This is a genomic window from Nostoc sp. T09, assembly GCF_002154695.1.
Lineage (GTDB): Bacteria > Cyanobacteriota > Cyanobacteriia > Cyanobacteriales > Nostocaceae > Aulosira.
On record NZ_MTAV01000200.1, the window covers coordinates 1 to 15,529 of the forward strand.

The 15,529-nt window shown below is 40.6% G+C and carries 12 protein-coding genes; 4 read left to right on the plus strand and 8 right to left on the minus strand.

Features of this window, described 5'->3' with window-relative positions:
• Positions 1-146: 146 nt before the first annotated feature.
• Entirely contained in the window at positions 147-1,463 is a 1,317-nt protein-coding gene (urtA, locus tag BV372_RS30865; protein WP_086690740.1) for an urea ABC transporter substrate-binding protein, read from the minus strand.
• A 502-nt stretch (positions 1,464-1,965) separates the two neighbouring features.
• On the opposite strand from urtA, the gene BV372_RS30870 reads away from it, so the two are divergent.
• Positions 1,966-3,231: a cell wall metabolism sensor histidine kinase WalK gene (locus BV372_RS30870; RefSeq protein ID WP_086690742.1), complete on the plus strand. Its 1,266-nt coding sequence runs from the start codon at positions 1,966-1,968 to the stop codon at positions 3,229-3,231.
• Between the two features lie 241 nt (positions 3,232-3,472).
• Here the strand turns inward: BV372_RS30870 and BV372_RS30875 are convergent, their stop codons facing one another.
• Together BV372_RS30875 and BV372_RS30880 are read right to left on the minus strand one after the other, a co-directional pair.
• Positions 3,473-4,015 (minus strand): GAF domain-containing protein, encoded by a 543-nt coding sequence (locus BV372_RS30875; protein WP_086690743.1) that lies wholly within the window; start codon positions 4,013-4,015, stop codon positions 3,473-3,475.
• Positions 4,016-4,148: 133 nt separating this feature from the next.
• Entirely contained in the window at positions 4,149-4,514 is a 366-nt protein-coding gene (locus BV372_RS30880) for a hypothetical protein (RefSeq protein ID WP_256973564.1), read from the minus strand.
• Between the two features lie 415 nt (positions 4,515-4,929).
• On the opposite strand from BV372_RS30880, the gene BV372_RS30885 reads away from it, so the two are divergent.
• Together BV372_RS30885 and BV372_RS30890 are read left to right on the plus strand one after the other, a co-directional pair.
• Positions 4,930-5,379, plus strand: a complete 450-nt coding sequence (locus BV372_RS30885; protein WP_086690745.1) for a hypothetical protein — start codon at positions 4,930-4,932, stop codon at positions 5,377-5,379.
• Positions 5,360-6,040 carry a PAS domain-containing protein gene (locus BV372_RS30890; protein ID WP_086690746.1) on the plus strand — a complete coding sequence of 227 codons (681 nt, stop codon included), beginning with the start codon at positions 5,360-5,362 and terminating at the stop codon, positions 6,038-6,040. Before BV372_RS30885 ends, BV372_RS30890 begins: the two co-directional genes overlap by 20 nt.
• A gap of 267 nt (positions 6,041-6,307) precedes the next feature.
• On the opposite strand, the gene BV372_RS30895 is transcribed toward BV372_RS30890, so the two are convergent.
• The 4 genes from BV372_RS30895 to BV372_RS36810 form a co-directional block, all read right to left on the minus strand.
• A complete protein-coding gene (locus tag BV372_RS30895) occupies positions 6,308-8,041 on the minus strand; it encodes a diflavin flavoprotein (protein ID WP_086690748.1) in 1,734 nt (577 codons plus the stop codon).
• 103 nt (positions 8,042-8,144) lie between these two features.
• Positions 8,145-8,657, minus strand: coding sequence for a phosphate-starvation-inducible PsiE family protein (locus tag BV372_RS30900; protein WP_086690749.1), 513 nt, complete (start codon positions 8,655-8,657; stop codon positions 8,145-8,147).
• A gap of 109 nt (positions 8,658-8,766) precedes the next feature.
• The gene (locus BV372_RS30905) at positions 8,767-10,497 is read right to left on the minus strand and encodes a diflavin flavoprotein (RefSeq protein ID WP_086690750.1); all 1,731 of its coding nucleotides are present in this window, start codon (positions 10,495-10,497) and stop codon (positions 8,767-8,769) included.
• 676 nt (positions 10,498-11,173) lie between these two features.
• Positions 11,174-11,350 (minus strand): hypothetical protein, encoded by a 177-nt coding sequence (locus BV372_RS36810; RefSeq protein WP_179198294.1) that lies wholly within the window; start codon positions 11,348-11,350, stop codon positions 11,174-11,176.
• A 327-nt stretch (positions 11,351-11,677) separates the two neighbouring features.
• Here BV372_RS36810 and BV372_RS30910 point away from each other — a divergent pair, with 327 nt between their 5' ends.
• Positions 11,678-14,437 (plus strand): zinc-dependent metalloprotease, encoded by a 2,760-nt coding sequence (locus BV372_RS30910; RefSeq protein ID WP_086690752.1) that lies wholly within the window; start codon positions 11,678-11,680, stop codon positions 14,435-14,437.
• 471 nt (positions 14,438-14,908) lie between these two features.
• Here BV372_RS30910 and BV372_RS30915 read toward each other — a convergent pair.
• Positions 14,909-15,529: S-layer homology domain-containing protein (locus BV372_RS30915; protein WP_143845400.1), on the minus strand; the 621-nt coding region annotated here is incomplete at its 5' end.

Sequence of the window (15,529 nt, forward strand, 5' to 3'; positions counted from 1 at the left end):
GCTTTAGCGCCTTCCAATAAATAAATCTAATGCACAACTTTAGGCTTGCCACGCCACTACTAAAAAACTTGTGAGTATGTTTTACCCTAAGAAATATCAACAAAATTCGTAATTGTAATTAATTAGGAATTACGAATTAATTTGACTTAGGCTTTTTTATACTTACCACCTTTAACTGGATCTGACCAATCACAAGCAAATCCCTTAGTCTCTTTCACAAACTGATTCCAAGGAACTGGATCAACTGGTGCAGGAGTAGCATAGACAATATCAAACAAACCATCTTGCCTTACTTGACCAATCCGCACAACTTTGGATAGGTGATGATTGGCATTAACTGTCACTTTTCCTTCAGGTGCATCTATGGTTTGATTGTATGCCGCAGCACGCACTTTAGCTAAGTCGGTAGTACCAGCTTTTTCTACTGCTTGCTTCCATAAATAAACTGCAATATATGCTGCTTCCATTGGGTCATTGGTTACGCGCTCTGCGCCATACTCTTTCTTAAAAGATTCGACAAAGTTTTTGTTAGCAGGTGTGTCTACTGTTTGGAAATAGTTCCAAGCTGCATAGTGCCCTTTGAGATACTCTACACCAATTGCTTTGACTTCTTCTTCGGCAATACTTACAGACATAGAAGGGTATTTTTCTGGGGTCAAACCAGCCCCTTTCAATTGTTTGAAGAAAGCAACATTACTATCACCATTCAACGTATTATAAATCACACCGCCGTTAGGCAAAGCTTGCTTAATTTTAGTGATAATAGGTGTCACTTCTGTGCTACCTAATGGTAAGTAATCTTCACCAACTGTTGTCCCACCTAAAGCTTCTAATTGAGCTTTAATAATATTGTTAGCAGTACGGGGGAAAACGTAGTCAGAGCCTACTAAAAAGAATTGTTTACCCTTATTTTTCAACAACCAATCAACAGATGGTTCTATTTGTTGATTTGGCGCAGCACCAGTGTAGAAAATGTTTTTAGAACATTCTTGACCTTCATACTGCACTGGATACCAAAGCATATGGTCTTTACTCTCGAAGACTGGCTTAACATTCTTGCGACTTGCAGAAGTCCAACAACCAAAAACTACAGCCACCTTATCTTGATCAATCAGTTTGGTTGCTTTTTCCCTAAAGGTATCCCAGTTAGAAGCACCATCTTCAACAACTGCTTCAATTTGTTTACCTAAAATACCACCAGCAGCGTTAATTTCTTTGATTGCTAATTTTTCAGCATCCACAACGCTTTTTTCACTAATAGACATTGTGCCACTGAGTGAATGTAAAATACCTATTTTAATAGTGCTACTACTAGCAGCAGCAACAGGAGAAGCATTACCAGAGGCATCTGGACTGTTTGTAGCGGTTGGGGAATTATTAACGCAAGCTTTGAGAAAAATGCTGCTGCCGATAGTTACAGAACTGTAAATCAAAAACCTACGTCGGTTAAAATGTCTACTCATATCTTGATTAATTTTCCCTCAATGAATCAGCTAACTCGTAGAAAGCTTACAAGATCAACCTTTAAATTGTGATATTAGTTTGATAGGTTACTATTAAAAAGTTAATTTTTATACAAAATGTTTATTTTATACAATCAGATATCAATTTGATTTGGTGAAAGTTAATAAAATTTTATACTTTTAAAGTCTTGCTCCACTGATGATGAGATACTTAGGCAACTATTTTACAATAACAATATCACCATGCCTGCACAAAAAATCAGAGCCAGAAACAGTATTCCAGCCAGGTAATTCGCGTCCCCGTTCCCTTAAAAGAGGCTGATGGGTCTTAGCTCGATTGCATAGACTCTAACTGACGACCGAGGTAATGCAAGAAATACAATATTTTTTGTGTCACTTAACACTTTAATATTGATGATGTACGTATGAAATTTTGGGACTTTACTCATCATCATTAATGCGATGAACCACTAGTGAACAAAGTAATGACAAATGATCAACTATGTTCGCATTTGCTCGTAGCCGTCGTAACCTCACTTACTTATTTGCATTGTCGATGGGGAGTATCCTCATTATCTTTGCTGCCATAGCTTATTACTTGGGATCTGAAAACCACCTTCAGGTTTTTGATGAAGAACTTTATTCAACCAGCAAAGCAATTACAGCAAATGCACAGCGTCGTCTCTACAGAGAACGATGGCAGGTAAATAAAGATAATATTCCTATTTTGGGTGATGCAATACCTTTGAATGGCAAATTAATCTATGTCCGCTGGTACGATCCCCAAAGAAAATTAGTTAAATCTAGTGGCGAAAACATTCCCAAAGGATTAATTTTTGCTGCTGGTTTTCAAACTATTCAAATTAATGACATCAATAAAACCTGGCTGCGAGAGTTAACGTTACCAGTTATACAAAATAATGTTGTAATCGGCTATTTACAAATTGCTGCACCTCTGACACCTTTGCGTGAAAACTTAAATCGAGGCAGGTTATTTTTGACAATAGGCGTACCAGTAACTTTAGGTTTAATTGGGATTACTGGTTGGTTTTTGGGTGGACTTGCGATGCAACCAACTCGTCGCGCCTATGAGCAACTACAGCGCTTTACTGCCGATGCTTCTCATGAGTTACGTACTCCTGTGGCTGCGGTTTTGAGCAATGCACAAGTTGCATTAATGCCCCCAGAAGATGAATCAGAGCAGCGTTTTCGCCTAGAAAATATCGAGGAGATTGCGAAATCAATGAGTACTCTGATTAGCAATTTGCTGTTTCTAGCTCGTCATGAGGGGCCTTTAGATCCTACTGCACTCAAGAGCATTGACCTTGTAGAACTACTGCGATCGCTCTTTGAATCATATCAACCACAAGCAGCGACCCAAAATCTTAATTTTACGCTTCATCTCCCTCAGCAGCCTCTGTATTTGAAAGCAGATGCAGAATTGTTAAAACAAGCTTTTGGCAACTTGCTCGCCAATTCCTGCAAATATACTCCATCTGGTGGGATAGTTAAGCTACAACTATTTCAACGTGGTCATCGAGCTGTTATCCAAGTAGAAGACAACGGCATTGGTATTCCATCTGAAGATTTACCCCATATCTTTGAACGATTTTATCGCGTGGGCAATGTGCGATCGCGTCAAACAGGAGGCTTTGGTTTAGGGTTGGCGATTTCTCAGCAAATTATTCAAGCACATCAAGGGCAAATTACAGCCAGCAGTGTACTGGGACAAGGTTCAACCTTTGAAATCCAACTGCCGCTCACATAGGAATTAAACTAGGAAATTTGATAAATTAATTTGCAGACAGTGATTATTTGTGGTTCTTCAGTACCTAGTATGCTAAATTTACGTGAGAAAATCTCAAAAAGCTTGGTATACATGGTAAATCATGCTTATTTGTCAGATTATTTCTTAATATTGCCTCTTTCCCCTGTTCCCCGTTTCCTGTTCCCTGTTCCCTCTTAAAGACTATGAATTTAGCATAACAAGTACGGTAGAGCCTTATTTGTTAGGTTGGGTAATCAGTTGCAGTTTTGATATAAGCAACAGCTAAGGGTGTGAGTTGACTTTCAAGTTGGGTGACAAAAGCCCGATCAAATTCTGACCAAACTCGTTTTTTACCAAAGACGGCAGGCTGTAAAATTCCCCACAATTGATGATTTTGGCACAAATGAGCATGAATTAACGCCCTATGACCAAAGCTCTGGCGCTCAAATTCTTTATTAACAACTTCTGGACTGGCGGTTTCTATATCTTCGATATAAACAGAAGGGTCATTCCGGAGTGCAGCGGCAAATAAAGGGTCTTCTTGGGGTAAAGACTCTGGATCTCGTCTCCAGTCCGAGTCTGTAATATCTGGTATTGCTTCATTTCGCCGCCAGCAATAAGCGACTTTAGCCCATTTAGTTTGGGGATTTCTCAGATAGAGAAAACAGCGATCGCACTGCAATACTTCTCCAATTGCTGGCAAGATTGCAGTAAAAACAGCATCCGGCTCGCTGTATCTGTCTAGAACATTTTGTACAGCTTCTGGCAGAACTAGGCTAGTCATCAAAAGGCAGGTAAATTTCTTGGATATTTTCTCAATGCTCTGCAATCGAAAACATCACCCTACCGATACAGATACTTGGTAGAGACGTGATACGTACTGTCTCTACTTGCTTACACAACACTGCAATGTCTATTTAAGCTACTTCCAGTGTTTCTAAACTGCTTTCCAAACCAGAAACTATCAGGCTAATCGTTTGTAGTATGGCTGCGCGATCGCCCCTCTGACACCTCTCAAACAAAAGATGGGCATCCAATTCTTCGTGGTTTGCCAAAGTTTCTAATATATTTTCTTTAGCGTTTAAGTTATTATTCGCACAAGCAGAAAAAAGTAGCACCCCTACCATCGTGTACATATCTAACATTGGCTCATCACTATCTTCGACATGGACAACGTTAGGAAACTCAGATAGAGGGTGCAGGAATTGCTCAAAGGTTAATTGGATCATAGTTATTGTTGAGTCGATACCTTGAATAAGTTCAAACCCCAGGTAATCAGGCATTACGGTGATGTGCTGCGGTTCAGACCGAAAAATCAGACTTACCTTTGTTTCTAGAGCGAAATTCTTGGTGCAGTTAACTCTAGTTCTAATAGCGGGGCAGAATGCAACTTGAAAATTGGGTAGGCAAATCAACGAGCAAATGTTGCAGAATAAGTCCAAGCATATATACTTAATAGAAAGGGGCAAACAACCATTGGATTTCTAAATAAAGGTGAGAAGCTAGCCACTAAATTAGCAGCTAGCTTCTAGGTGGTCTACCGTTTCTTAGTCTTCAGCCGCTTACTGCTCCATTACCCCATACTAGGCTTGTCATTTTTTTTTGTCAAGCTGTCATTTAAATGTGACAAAAACAAATGTCTTGCATTTCAGATTTCATGAGAGAAAATAAAGACAAGCAGATTTAACATTTGGGCATATGACTGACAGAAGGCGTTCTGATGATTACAAGCAAGTTAGCGGCTATATCCCACTGGAGCTAGCTCTAGAGTTTAAAAGCATCTGTGCTCGCTTAGGCATTTCCCAAAGCGACGCTATAGAAGAGATGACCCAGGAGTGGTTAGCCAAAAAAACTGGTTCTCTCTCCAAAAAAGCTCAAGCCCCAAAAACAATTGCCGATTTAGTACAAGCCAACATGGCAAAATTGAAACGCTGTGGCGTTAAAAACCTACAAGCGTTGGCAAAAGGTGAAGTTCTCCCAACACCAGGGGACTTTGCCATTATCACATCGGCTTTAGCCATCCCAGAGGAGGAAAGAAAACAAATCTGGCAACAAACTTTTCAAATTTCCGTGTATCAAGATACTAAGGGTGTAAAAATATATAAAGATTCTGGAGGTGTCAAAGAAGATGAGTGTGAGTGTTCTTAGAATCCTCAACTTACCAGGGTGGAACTATAAAATGTCTCATGAAGGGGTTTCAATTTTTGCCCCGACAAAACGTGATGCTACACACCTGGCTCAAAGGTACGGAGAAGCTCTTAGTGAAACCGCATACAAAATTAATGGCAAGGTGCGGATTCACTGGAAAGACTGCAAGCAACCAATTGAATTTTTTGGGTGGATGGCAAGCAAGCAACCGCCTACACCATCGGAAATAGCTGAACGCATTTTGCAATATCAAGGTGCAGTGTTTTGCAGTCAGTTACACATACCATCACAGTTGTTATACCGTATGGTTGCGGCTGCGGAAAATGAGCGCCCTGTTAGCATCGTCAGACAAGATACTCGCAAGCAAATCATTGTAAATCAGCCAATGGCTGAGATGCTACAGACACCGCCAGAAATTGCCACTCACAGGATCATGACCCAGTTTTGGTTACCTGAAGATTTAGCTGAACTGGAACAAAGATTGCACAATGATAGACAATTCACCTGGACTTACTCCGCTGGACTGAATGAACGAGCTTGGGCAATTCTCACTACCCAATTCGAGGCTTTTGAGGTTGAAGGCATTTGGTACAGACAGGGAATCTGCTTATCAACTCCGCAACTGGTGCCGATTCCCCCAGGAGTATTTGAACCCGCTTAAATAAAAAATTTAACTTCTTCAGGAAGATCAACAGTTATCAGGTGCTTCAATCCGTTCGGGTGCCCTCTATCAAGCATTTACAGTATTAGACTATTTTAAATATTAGATACGAAAACCGAAACAAGGACATGAGACACGGAGATTGGTGTGTCGTCAGATTTTAGAGAAATGGTATTATTTGATTTTAACAATACAGGTAGGTTGGACTAGCGGCTAGGGGGGACAAGTAGTAATCTCATACCTAATGCCCCATACCCCGTGCCTAATTTAATAATGACTACCAGATTTACGATGTTCGATGGCAGTGACGCCATCATTTTCTAACACTTCTCCCTTATCTACTACGGCATAAATCAAGTATCTGTCACCACATTCGAGTTGATTTTGTACCGTACATTCTAAATAAGCTAAAGCCTCAGTTAGAATCAGGCACCCATTATCAGCAGTTTGGGTAGGAAGATTAGCAAACGGATTATCGCCTAAAGTGCTGTGACGAGCAAAATAGCGGCGGACATTTCTGCCTTCTTTGAGGATGTTCAGTACAAATTTGTCACCAGGATGACGCATTAAATCTGCATTCTGTTCTTGGGTAATAGCAATCATGATCCCTGGAGGGTTAAAAGTTGCCTGAGATACCCAAGAAGTTAATATCCCTGTGTGGTTGTCTTGATCGCGAGTGGTGACGACACACAAAGAACCAATAATCCTGCCTACTGCTTGTTCAGTACGATCTACTTGGGCTTCTGTGACTACTTGACGGGGAGTACGCAATTTTTTCGTTTTCTTCAAGTTTTGGGCAAAGGTAGCGCCTGCATCTTGACACTGCTGTATAGTGTACGGAGTAGGGCTAAAGCGTACCCGAATTGTCTCAAACCCTAAACGATAATTAGCATCTTTGAGCTTGTTTTCGAGTAAATCAATGGCCTCTCCACTCCAACCATAAGAACCAAACACCCCAGCTAGCTTAGTTTTAGCCGCAGATGACAGGACTATTCCTAAAGCCGTTTGAATTTGAGTAGGTGCGTGTCCCCCTAAAGTGGGTGAACCAATAATCAATCCATCACAAGCTTCAACAATGCGGGTAATCTCCGCTGGTTCTGCTAGTTCACAGTTGATTGATTCGACATTAATGTCATTTTCAATCAAACCTTGAGCGATCGCATTTGCCAGAATTGCCGTATTGCCATAAGCCGAGGCGTAAAGCAAAGCCACACTTAAATCCTGAGACTTTTGCCCTTTGCACCATTGGCGGTAATCATAGGTAAAACGACTGAGGCTGTAACGCACAACCGGGCCATGTGCTGGGGCGTAAGATTTTGCACCCAAAACTGTTAATTTATCTAAGCCAGCTTCGACTTGTTTAGCTTGGGGAGCATGGATACAGTCAAAATAGTAACGGCGTTCTGGGTCTAAAGCCTTCCAATCTTCATCAAACAAAGCATCTTCACAAATATGAGCGCCAAAGAATTTGTCAGTGTAGAGAATTTTGGTAGCCGAATCGTAAGTACAAAGCCCATCTGCCCAGCGGGGAGTCGGGACGCTGATAAATGACAGGTGATGTCCTTGGCCTAAATCTAAGGTATCTTCCCGCACAGCTTGAATACGTGATTCCCATTCAGGAAAGGCGGCTTTTAAAGCATTAGCAGCTGGGCGAGAACAGATTAACGTGACTTGCGGCGCTAGAGAGAGCAACACCTTTAAAGTGGCTCGACGGTTGGGGTTGACGTGACCAAGCACAACGTAATCTATGGTGGTCAAGTCTAGATGCTGTGCTAGTTGTTCTAGGAAAATTTCCGTAAAAGATTCACCGGGAGGGTCAATTAAAACCTTTTTATCAGCTTGGATCAAATAAGAGTTTGCTGTAGTACCCCGTTGACGGGAATACTCAACCTCAAATTTTAGGCGTTCCCAAGTACGCGATCGCAATATCAGCGTATTTGTACCAAGTTCAGCAACCTGAACATCTCTAGGGCGATTGGCTATTAAAGTAGCAGTAGACATAGTAACCTCTGGGATTTGTCAATAGTCATTGGTCATTGGTCATTTGGCAAGAAGGCAATAGTCATTTCATTTACTCTCTTGTCTCCTATGCCCCCTTATCCTCCTAACGTCCGTTGCTTTGGATTAATTCTTCTCTATGGAGACGTTTATAACGTTTAGATACTTCTTGTTCCGGATCGATACCTTCAAAGGTAGGGGGTAACCAAACACGCAGGAAAAGTAGGACTCCCAAAACTAGTAAAAATGCACAAGTTGCTAAAACTTGACTCGAAGTAATTTCTAATACGCCTTTAACAATTACTTCTCGCAAGGCGGAAACAATAGAAACTTCAACAGCTACTCCAATAGATATTCGTTGTTCTTGGAGATAAATAATTAGGAGCCGGAATAACTCAACTAAGATGAGTAAAAAAAGAATATCGGCTGTTACAACATGGAAATCTAGAGGGGGAAGCAAGGAGAAAAACATATCCCTCACCTGAATCACCATGAAACTAAATAAACCGATACACAAAGAAATCACAATCATGTCTTGGATAAATTCCAAAGTTCGTAAGACGCGACCCCGATTGATTTCATACATGGAGATTGAGTTCTTTTCAGTAGACTGATACATATAAAACTCTTAATTGATTTGTGAAGTTACTTGTAGAGGTAGGCAAATAGGCAATACATTGCTTCAGTGTAGGGTGGGCATTGCCCACCTTAAAAATAACAAATGACGTTTAATAATGATTGCCAATTTTGCGGTGATGGACTGCGGTTAATGCATTTACCTTGCCAACTCGTCCAGTTTGGATGGTGCTATAAATAATCCAATGATCTCCACAATCCATCCGGCTAGTGATTTCACATTCCATATAAGCTAAAGCTTCAGCTAATATTGGAGATTCATTAGTTGCAGGATAGGTTTTAACTCCCGCAAAGCGATCTGCACCGGGAGCAAAGCGTTTGAGGAAATGTTTCATTAATCCTTGATAATTGCCTTCTTCTAAAACATTTAAAACAAAGCGATCGCCAACATGCATCAAGGATTCTATTGCCCGGTCTTTAGATACAGCAATTGCTACCCCTAAAGGATTCAGACTAGCTTGTGTTACCCAAGAAGCGAACATTGCACTTTGAACTTCTCCCTTCTTGGCAGTGATAATATACAATCCGTTACTAATCCTACCTAGAGCTTTTTCTAAATCTGTATTGATGGATTTGATTTGTTTAATAGTGCGATCGCGGGTCAACCATTGACCTAAATCTGTTCCCGCTTCATCACAAAGTTGTTCTAGAGATGGTGTGGGAGTTTCTTTAACTAAAATTGGGGGAAAGGCTTCAGTTAATCCTAATTCTTGGAATTTGTTGCGTAAGGGATAAACTGGTTCATCTTCTCCTCCGCCTGACTCTAATAAACCAATTGTTTGTTTATGATGAGCCGCTGCTAAGATAGTGCTGATAGCTGCTTGAGCCGTAACTGAATGTTGGGCTGGCATACTAATAACTAAACCCAAAGCTTGTCCAACTAATTCCCGGACTTCTTGTGGTTCAGCACTATTAATATCTACTAATTCTACTGCTACACCCGTTTTTGTACATCCATGTGCTATTGTTCTTACTAAATGTTCGCTATAACCATAATCTTCAGCATAGAACATTGCCACTAATGTCTCTGTTTTTGCTTGTTCTAAACTCCAAGTTTGATACCTTCCCAACCATTCAGAAATATACTGTTGTAGTAAAGGCCCGTGTCCTGTAGCAACTATGCCTATGTCTAATTTTTCAATCCGCTTTAAAGCTGCTAAAACAGAACGTGCATTCGGTCCCATGAGACAGTCATAGTAATATTTAAAATCTTCCTCTATGACAGTGAAATTCTCATCATAGGTGTGGTCATCACAGTAGTGCATTCCAAATACATCACAGGTGTAGAGAATGCCAGTTTTATGGTCATAGGTCAAAATTGTATCAGGCCAATGTAAGTTAGGCGCAGAAATAAATTCTAATTCATGACCATTGCCTAATGCTAAACGTTCTCCACTTTTCACCAATATTGATTTAAATGGCTGGTGAACCATATTTTCGAGAAATTGAATAGCTACCTTAGCGCCGACTATGGTAATGTCAGGAGCTAATTGTAAGATGTCTTTAACTAAGCCACTATGATCTGGTTCTGTGTGGCTGATAATTAAGTAATCTATTTTGGCTGGGTCAATTAATCCTGTAAGTAATTCAAGATATAACTTCTCAAACTTGCGATGGGAAGTGTCAACCAAAGCATTTTTTTCGCCTTGAATTAAGAAAGAATTATAGGTCGTACCATTGTGTAAACCAAATTCAACATCAAAACGTTCTCTATCCCAATCTAGACAACGAATAGCAGTAGTTTCCGCAGCAATTTCCGCAGTTTGAACCGTCAAACGTCCGGGAGTTGTAAGAATTTTAGTAGATTCTGTAAGTAATGCCATGTGTTTTTACCAAAAAGATATTCTCTAGAGTTAATGTTCTTATTCTTATAATTGCCTGAAACCAGGTAATTGGTAAAATGCTAATTTCTAAAGATAGCCATCAGCAAAATTTATTATTCTGCTAATTTAATCAGCATTGAAATTAATCAATGTTTACCATTGAGATTTCAGATAATAAATATATAGGAATCAGGTTTTATATTTGAGGAAATTCCCTATACTTAAAGCTTAAGTGTATGCTGGGCATGACCCAACGCTAGATGCTCTCATTTGGGTAGACCCCTGCCTGCGTACCCGTCACTGGCTCCCCTATGTGTATTCTAAAAATCAAATACTAGCCCTATATAAGCTTTGAAGTTAACAACAAAATTGTTAAATAATCCCAGTTAATTTTTAGCTATATAGCAGTCCTATATGAATTTATAAAAAATGCTTTTAAAGTAAGAGGTAAGAAAGAACCTTATGAATGATTTAAAACTGCTATGGTTACTATAAGATGTAATAGCGCCTCTGCACATTTCTGTGTTAAAAGTGAAACTTAACTGTTGACAAATTAAAACGTACAGCGAATTTCAAGTTTGTGAAGTACATATCCTAAGTCTCAGACCCAAGCATAAAGACTGTTTTCCTTCTGAATTCTGGATTCTGCTGTAACTGCGATCGCCTCACCTAGAATTTATGGTGATGTTGGGTTGGGTAATGTCTCATATTCTGTAGCCACAGCTAGCCATGCATCCTTTGTGGCTAGGTGATGGTTGCGGCTGAATATCCGCTTCTGCCAATATTCTCTACAAGCGCGATCGCAGTAGCGGTTGGCGATTCCTGATGCGCCCAAATGTAGCTGTAAATACAACTTTTGGGCGTTTTTTGGTTTTTAATACAAAATAAACTTCAAAGCACATGTACCTTTGGTTGTATAAACCATCTATCTTAAGACATAAATATTTGGTATATAATGAATTTCATCTTATGAATAAATAATTTGTGAACAGCTTTAGGACACACTACTTTTTTATTAGTAGTGTTTTCCCTGATGGCAAACGATTGTTTATCTGATTGCGGTGGATTATACAGTACGTAGATTCTAAGTATTTGGGAAGTACTAGTGAGGTTGGCAGACAACGTATTAATCCACATTTTTTCCTTAATATAAAAACCGCTTCAGGTGGAAAGCTAAAGGATGAAATACTGGATCAGGAATTTAGTAATCTATATAGTCTTACTGTGTAACTTGTTACTAGGAACTAATTACGCAGCAGCCAACCAACTTGCAAATACAAATATTGATGTGCAGCAATTAGATGTACTTCCGGTAATTGAAAACATAGCAAGTGTTGACAATATTTTTGGGGAAAGTAGAAAGGAAGATTTTCGGAGATTTCGGGAAATAATCAAAGGAACAGAGAAATTAGAGGGATTATTCACGGTTTATCGCAGTCATGAAGACGGCAAAATTTATTTAGAACTAGCACCAGAACAGCTAAATCAAAACTACTTAGCTACAGTGACATTGGAATCGGGATTGGGGGAAAGTGGGATTTATAGTGGATTACCTCTGTCTGATTTTCTCTTCTACTTCCGGCGAGTACACAACAATTTGCATTTTGTGGTTCGTAATGTTAAATTTCGGACAGAGCCAGGTGAACCAGAACAGCGATCGCTTGCTCGTTCCTTTAGCGACTCAGTTCTTTATGCGCTGGAAATAGACACTATTGATCCACGTAGTAAAAATATTCTGATTAACCTGGATAATCTCCTAATGCAGGATTTTTCAGGTTTAACTTCCTTATTAAAATACTCTTTACAAGCTGATTATCGCTTAGAAGCAAGCAAGTCTTATTTTGATGATGTCAACAGCTTCCCCGAAAATCTAGAGATTGATTCAACTTATGGTTTTTCATCAGCAGAAGGTGCAAATTTAGTCACCTTACCTGATAGCAGGGCACTCACCTTAAAGGTACATTACAGTTTTTCCAAACTAAGAGAAAATAACGGTTATATTCCCAGGCTTGCTGATGATCGAGTGGGATATTTTATTACTGCTTTCCAAGATTTTTCTCACAATCACACTCAAGAACCATTTGTACGTTACATCAATCGTTGGCATCTAGAACCATCCGATCCCGACGCACCTTTATCTTCACCTAAAAAACCAATTGTGTTTTGGATTGAAAATGCTGTGCCATTAGAGTACCGAGACGCAATTCGTGAAGGTGTGCTGATGTGGAATAAAGCCTTCGCCAAAGCAGGATTCCAAAATGCCATTCAAGTACAGCAAATGCCAGATGATGCTGATTGGCATCCCGCAGATGTGCGTTATAACACTATTCGCTGGTTTAATTCTCTAGATGCAGGTTTTGCCCAAGGGCCGATGCGCGTTAACCCATTCACTGGGGAAATATTGGACGCAGATATTATTGTTGATGCAGGTATGGTGCGTTCAATTCAGCAAGAATATCGCGCTTTGATGGATGCAAATGCGAGCAAAAACCCATGTCAAGACGTTGGGGAAAGGCAGAAGGCAGAGAGCAGTCTAGGCTTTGTCCAACTCGAGCAACTGCAAACAGGTAAGAATTCCATTATTCAACCATCTTCTGAGATTTGCTATGGCAAGGAGTCTTTAGATCAAGCAGCTATGGGCGCGTTGGCGTTATCACTGTTGCAGAATACTACACCGAGTAGTGAAGCGATGCAGGAGTATGTACATCAATATTTGCGTTCTGTTATCGCTCACGAAGTCGGGCATACTCTTGGTTTGCGCCACAATTTTCATGGCAGCACCATGCTAGCGCCGCAGGAATTAAATCAGACAGAAATTACTCGCGCTAAGGGTTTAGCGGGTTCTGTGATGGATTATTTACCAGTGAACATAGCACCACAGGGAGAACAGCAAGGTGATTATTTTCCTGGGGTAGTTGGGCCCTATGATGAATGGGCAATTGAGTATGGTTATAAAAGAAGCCCTCAACCTGCACTTGATTCCATGATCCCAGAAGCAGAAAAGAGCTTTTTGGAACAGATTGCGCTAGCGTCGCCTCAGCCTGAATTATCATACGCCACTGATGAAGATATCTGGGATATTAATCCGCTAGCAAACCTTTGGGACATGAGTAGCGACGTATTAGTTTATTCTCAATGGCAAATGGATAATGCCCGTGTGATGTGGCAACGCCTGGACAAGCGTTATCTCTCGAAGGGAGAAAGCTATAGTAATTTGCGTGTCTTATTTAATCGAGTACTAAAATACTACTTTCGTAACGCCACCTTAGTTTCTCAATACATTGGTGGGCAATCATTTCGGCGTGTTCATGCTGGGGATGACACTTCCTGGGCATTTGTGCCAGTTTCACTAATCAAACAACGTCAAGCTTTGGCGAAGTTGCAAGAGTATGTATTTGCGGAGGATGCTTTTAGTTTCTCACCCCAATTGCTGAATCAGCTAGCACCATCGCGCTGGCAACACTGGGGTAACCCTATACCTAACGATCGCCTCGATTATCCCATACATGAACGCATTTTGAGGTTTCAAAGTCGGGTATTACGCTCTCTGTTAAACAGCGATCGCTTGAATCGGTTACAAGATATAGAATTAAAAACACTGCCAGGCGAAGCCCTTTCTATCCCTGAATTGTTCGACACCCTGCAAAAAGGCATCTGGAAAGAAGTTTTAGCTCCCGAAGAAGCAAAGCAAATTTCTAGTATCCGTCGTTCATTGCAACGAGAACATCTGAATATTTTGCTAGAGATGATGTTGCGTAATACAGATGCACCAGAAGACGGTCGGACATTGGCTTGGTATGAATTGCGTCAACTGCAAACAGCTATTGACAGTAGGCTAAAACAATTTGGTGAAAATCTTGATATTTCCACACTAGCTCATTTGGAAGTTTCTAGCGATCGCATCACTAAAGCATTCAACGCACATTTACTCTCTAATTAAGATGCTTTTGCTGGGGAAAGGGGAAAAACCGTAAAATGTCAAGCTTTGTTGCAACTTACTTTTAGCTAAGTGAAATCTCGCTACCTTGAAGATAACTCTGCACTGAAATTAAGCTAAGGGAGGTAGTAGCCATGATGGGAATAATTTTGTTTTCGATTTTTTGCTTACTTTGGCTAGTTGGCTTTACACTTTTAGCGGAAGCTTGGTTTTATGAAGAAGAGCAGCAGTAAAAACGCTGAGTATTGCTAAATGAAACTTTAATCAATGCGATCCCTACTTCCCGTGCGGTGTGTGCACGCAGCAATTCAATGGCGCTAACGAACTCTGGAGGCTTGGGACAAGTGGATGAACAAATTGTCATCCTGACGAGTTAGCGTCATCTAAAATTTATTTCTGAGTTATTTCTTAGCCCGCAAAAGCGGGCCTTGTTTATATAGCCGCAGGCTTTAGCCTGTCAGCTATTTATAGACATTAACCAACTACGATATAAGGCGAGTTAATCGCCGCTACACGACCGGCATCTACTAAAGCTTGATAAACTAGTGCCACTACCTCAGCACGTGTAGCATCGCGGGTAGGGTTGAGTTGTTTGGGGTTCGGGTAATTGACAATAATCTCCTTATCTATGGCTTTCGCTATTTCATCCTTGGCATAGTCAGGAATTTTTGCTTGGTCATCAAATTTGAAAGAGGTTGTAGCATTACCAGATAATCCCAATCCATTGACTAGAGAGACTATAACTTGCACGCGCTGGATATTTTGGTTGGGGTGGAAGCTACCATCAGGAAAACCAGCGAGAAACAGACCTTGATATGCCTGTTGAATTACCTTAGATGCCCAAAAGTCTGCTGGTACATCCTTAAATTTAGTAGCCGCACGGTTTGGCGATGGGTTGAAAGCTTTGACTAATAAGGCAGCATATTGTGCCCTTGTCATCGTAGCATCAGGTTTAAAAGTGCGATCGGGAAAACCGCTAACAATCCCCTTTTTAACTAGTTCTCGAATAAATGCAGCTGCCCAGTGATTACCAATGTCTGTTAAGTCGCTGGGTGCTGGTGTCGGCGTAGGGGTTGGAGTGGGTGTTGGCGTTGG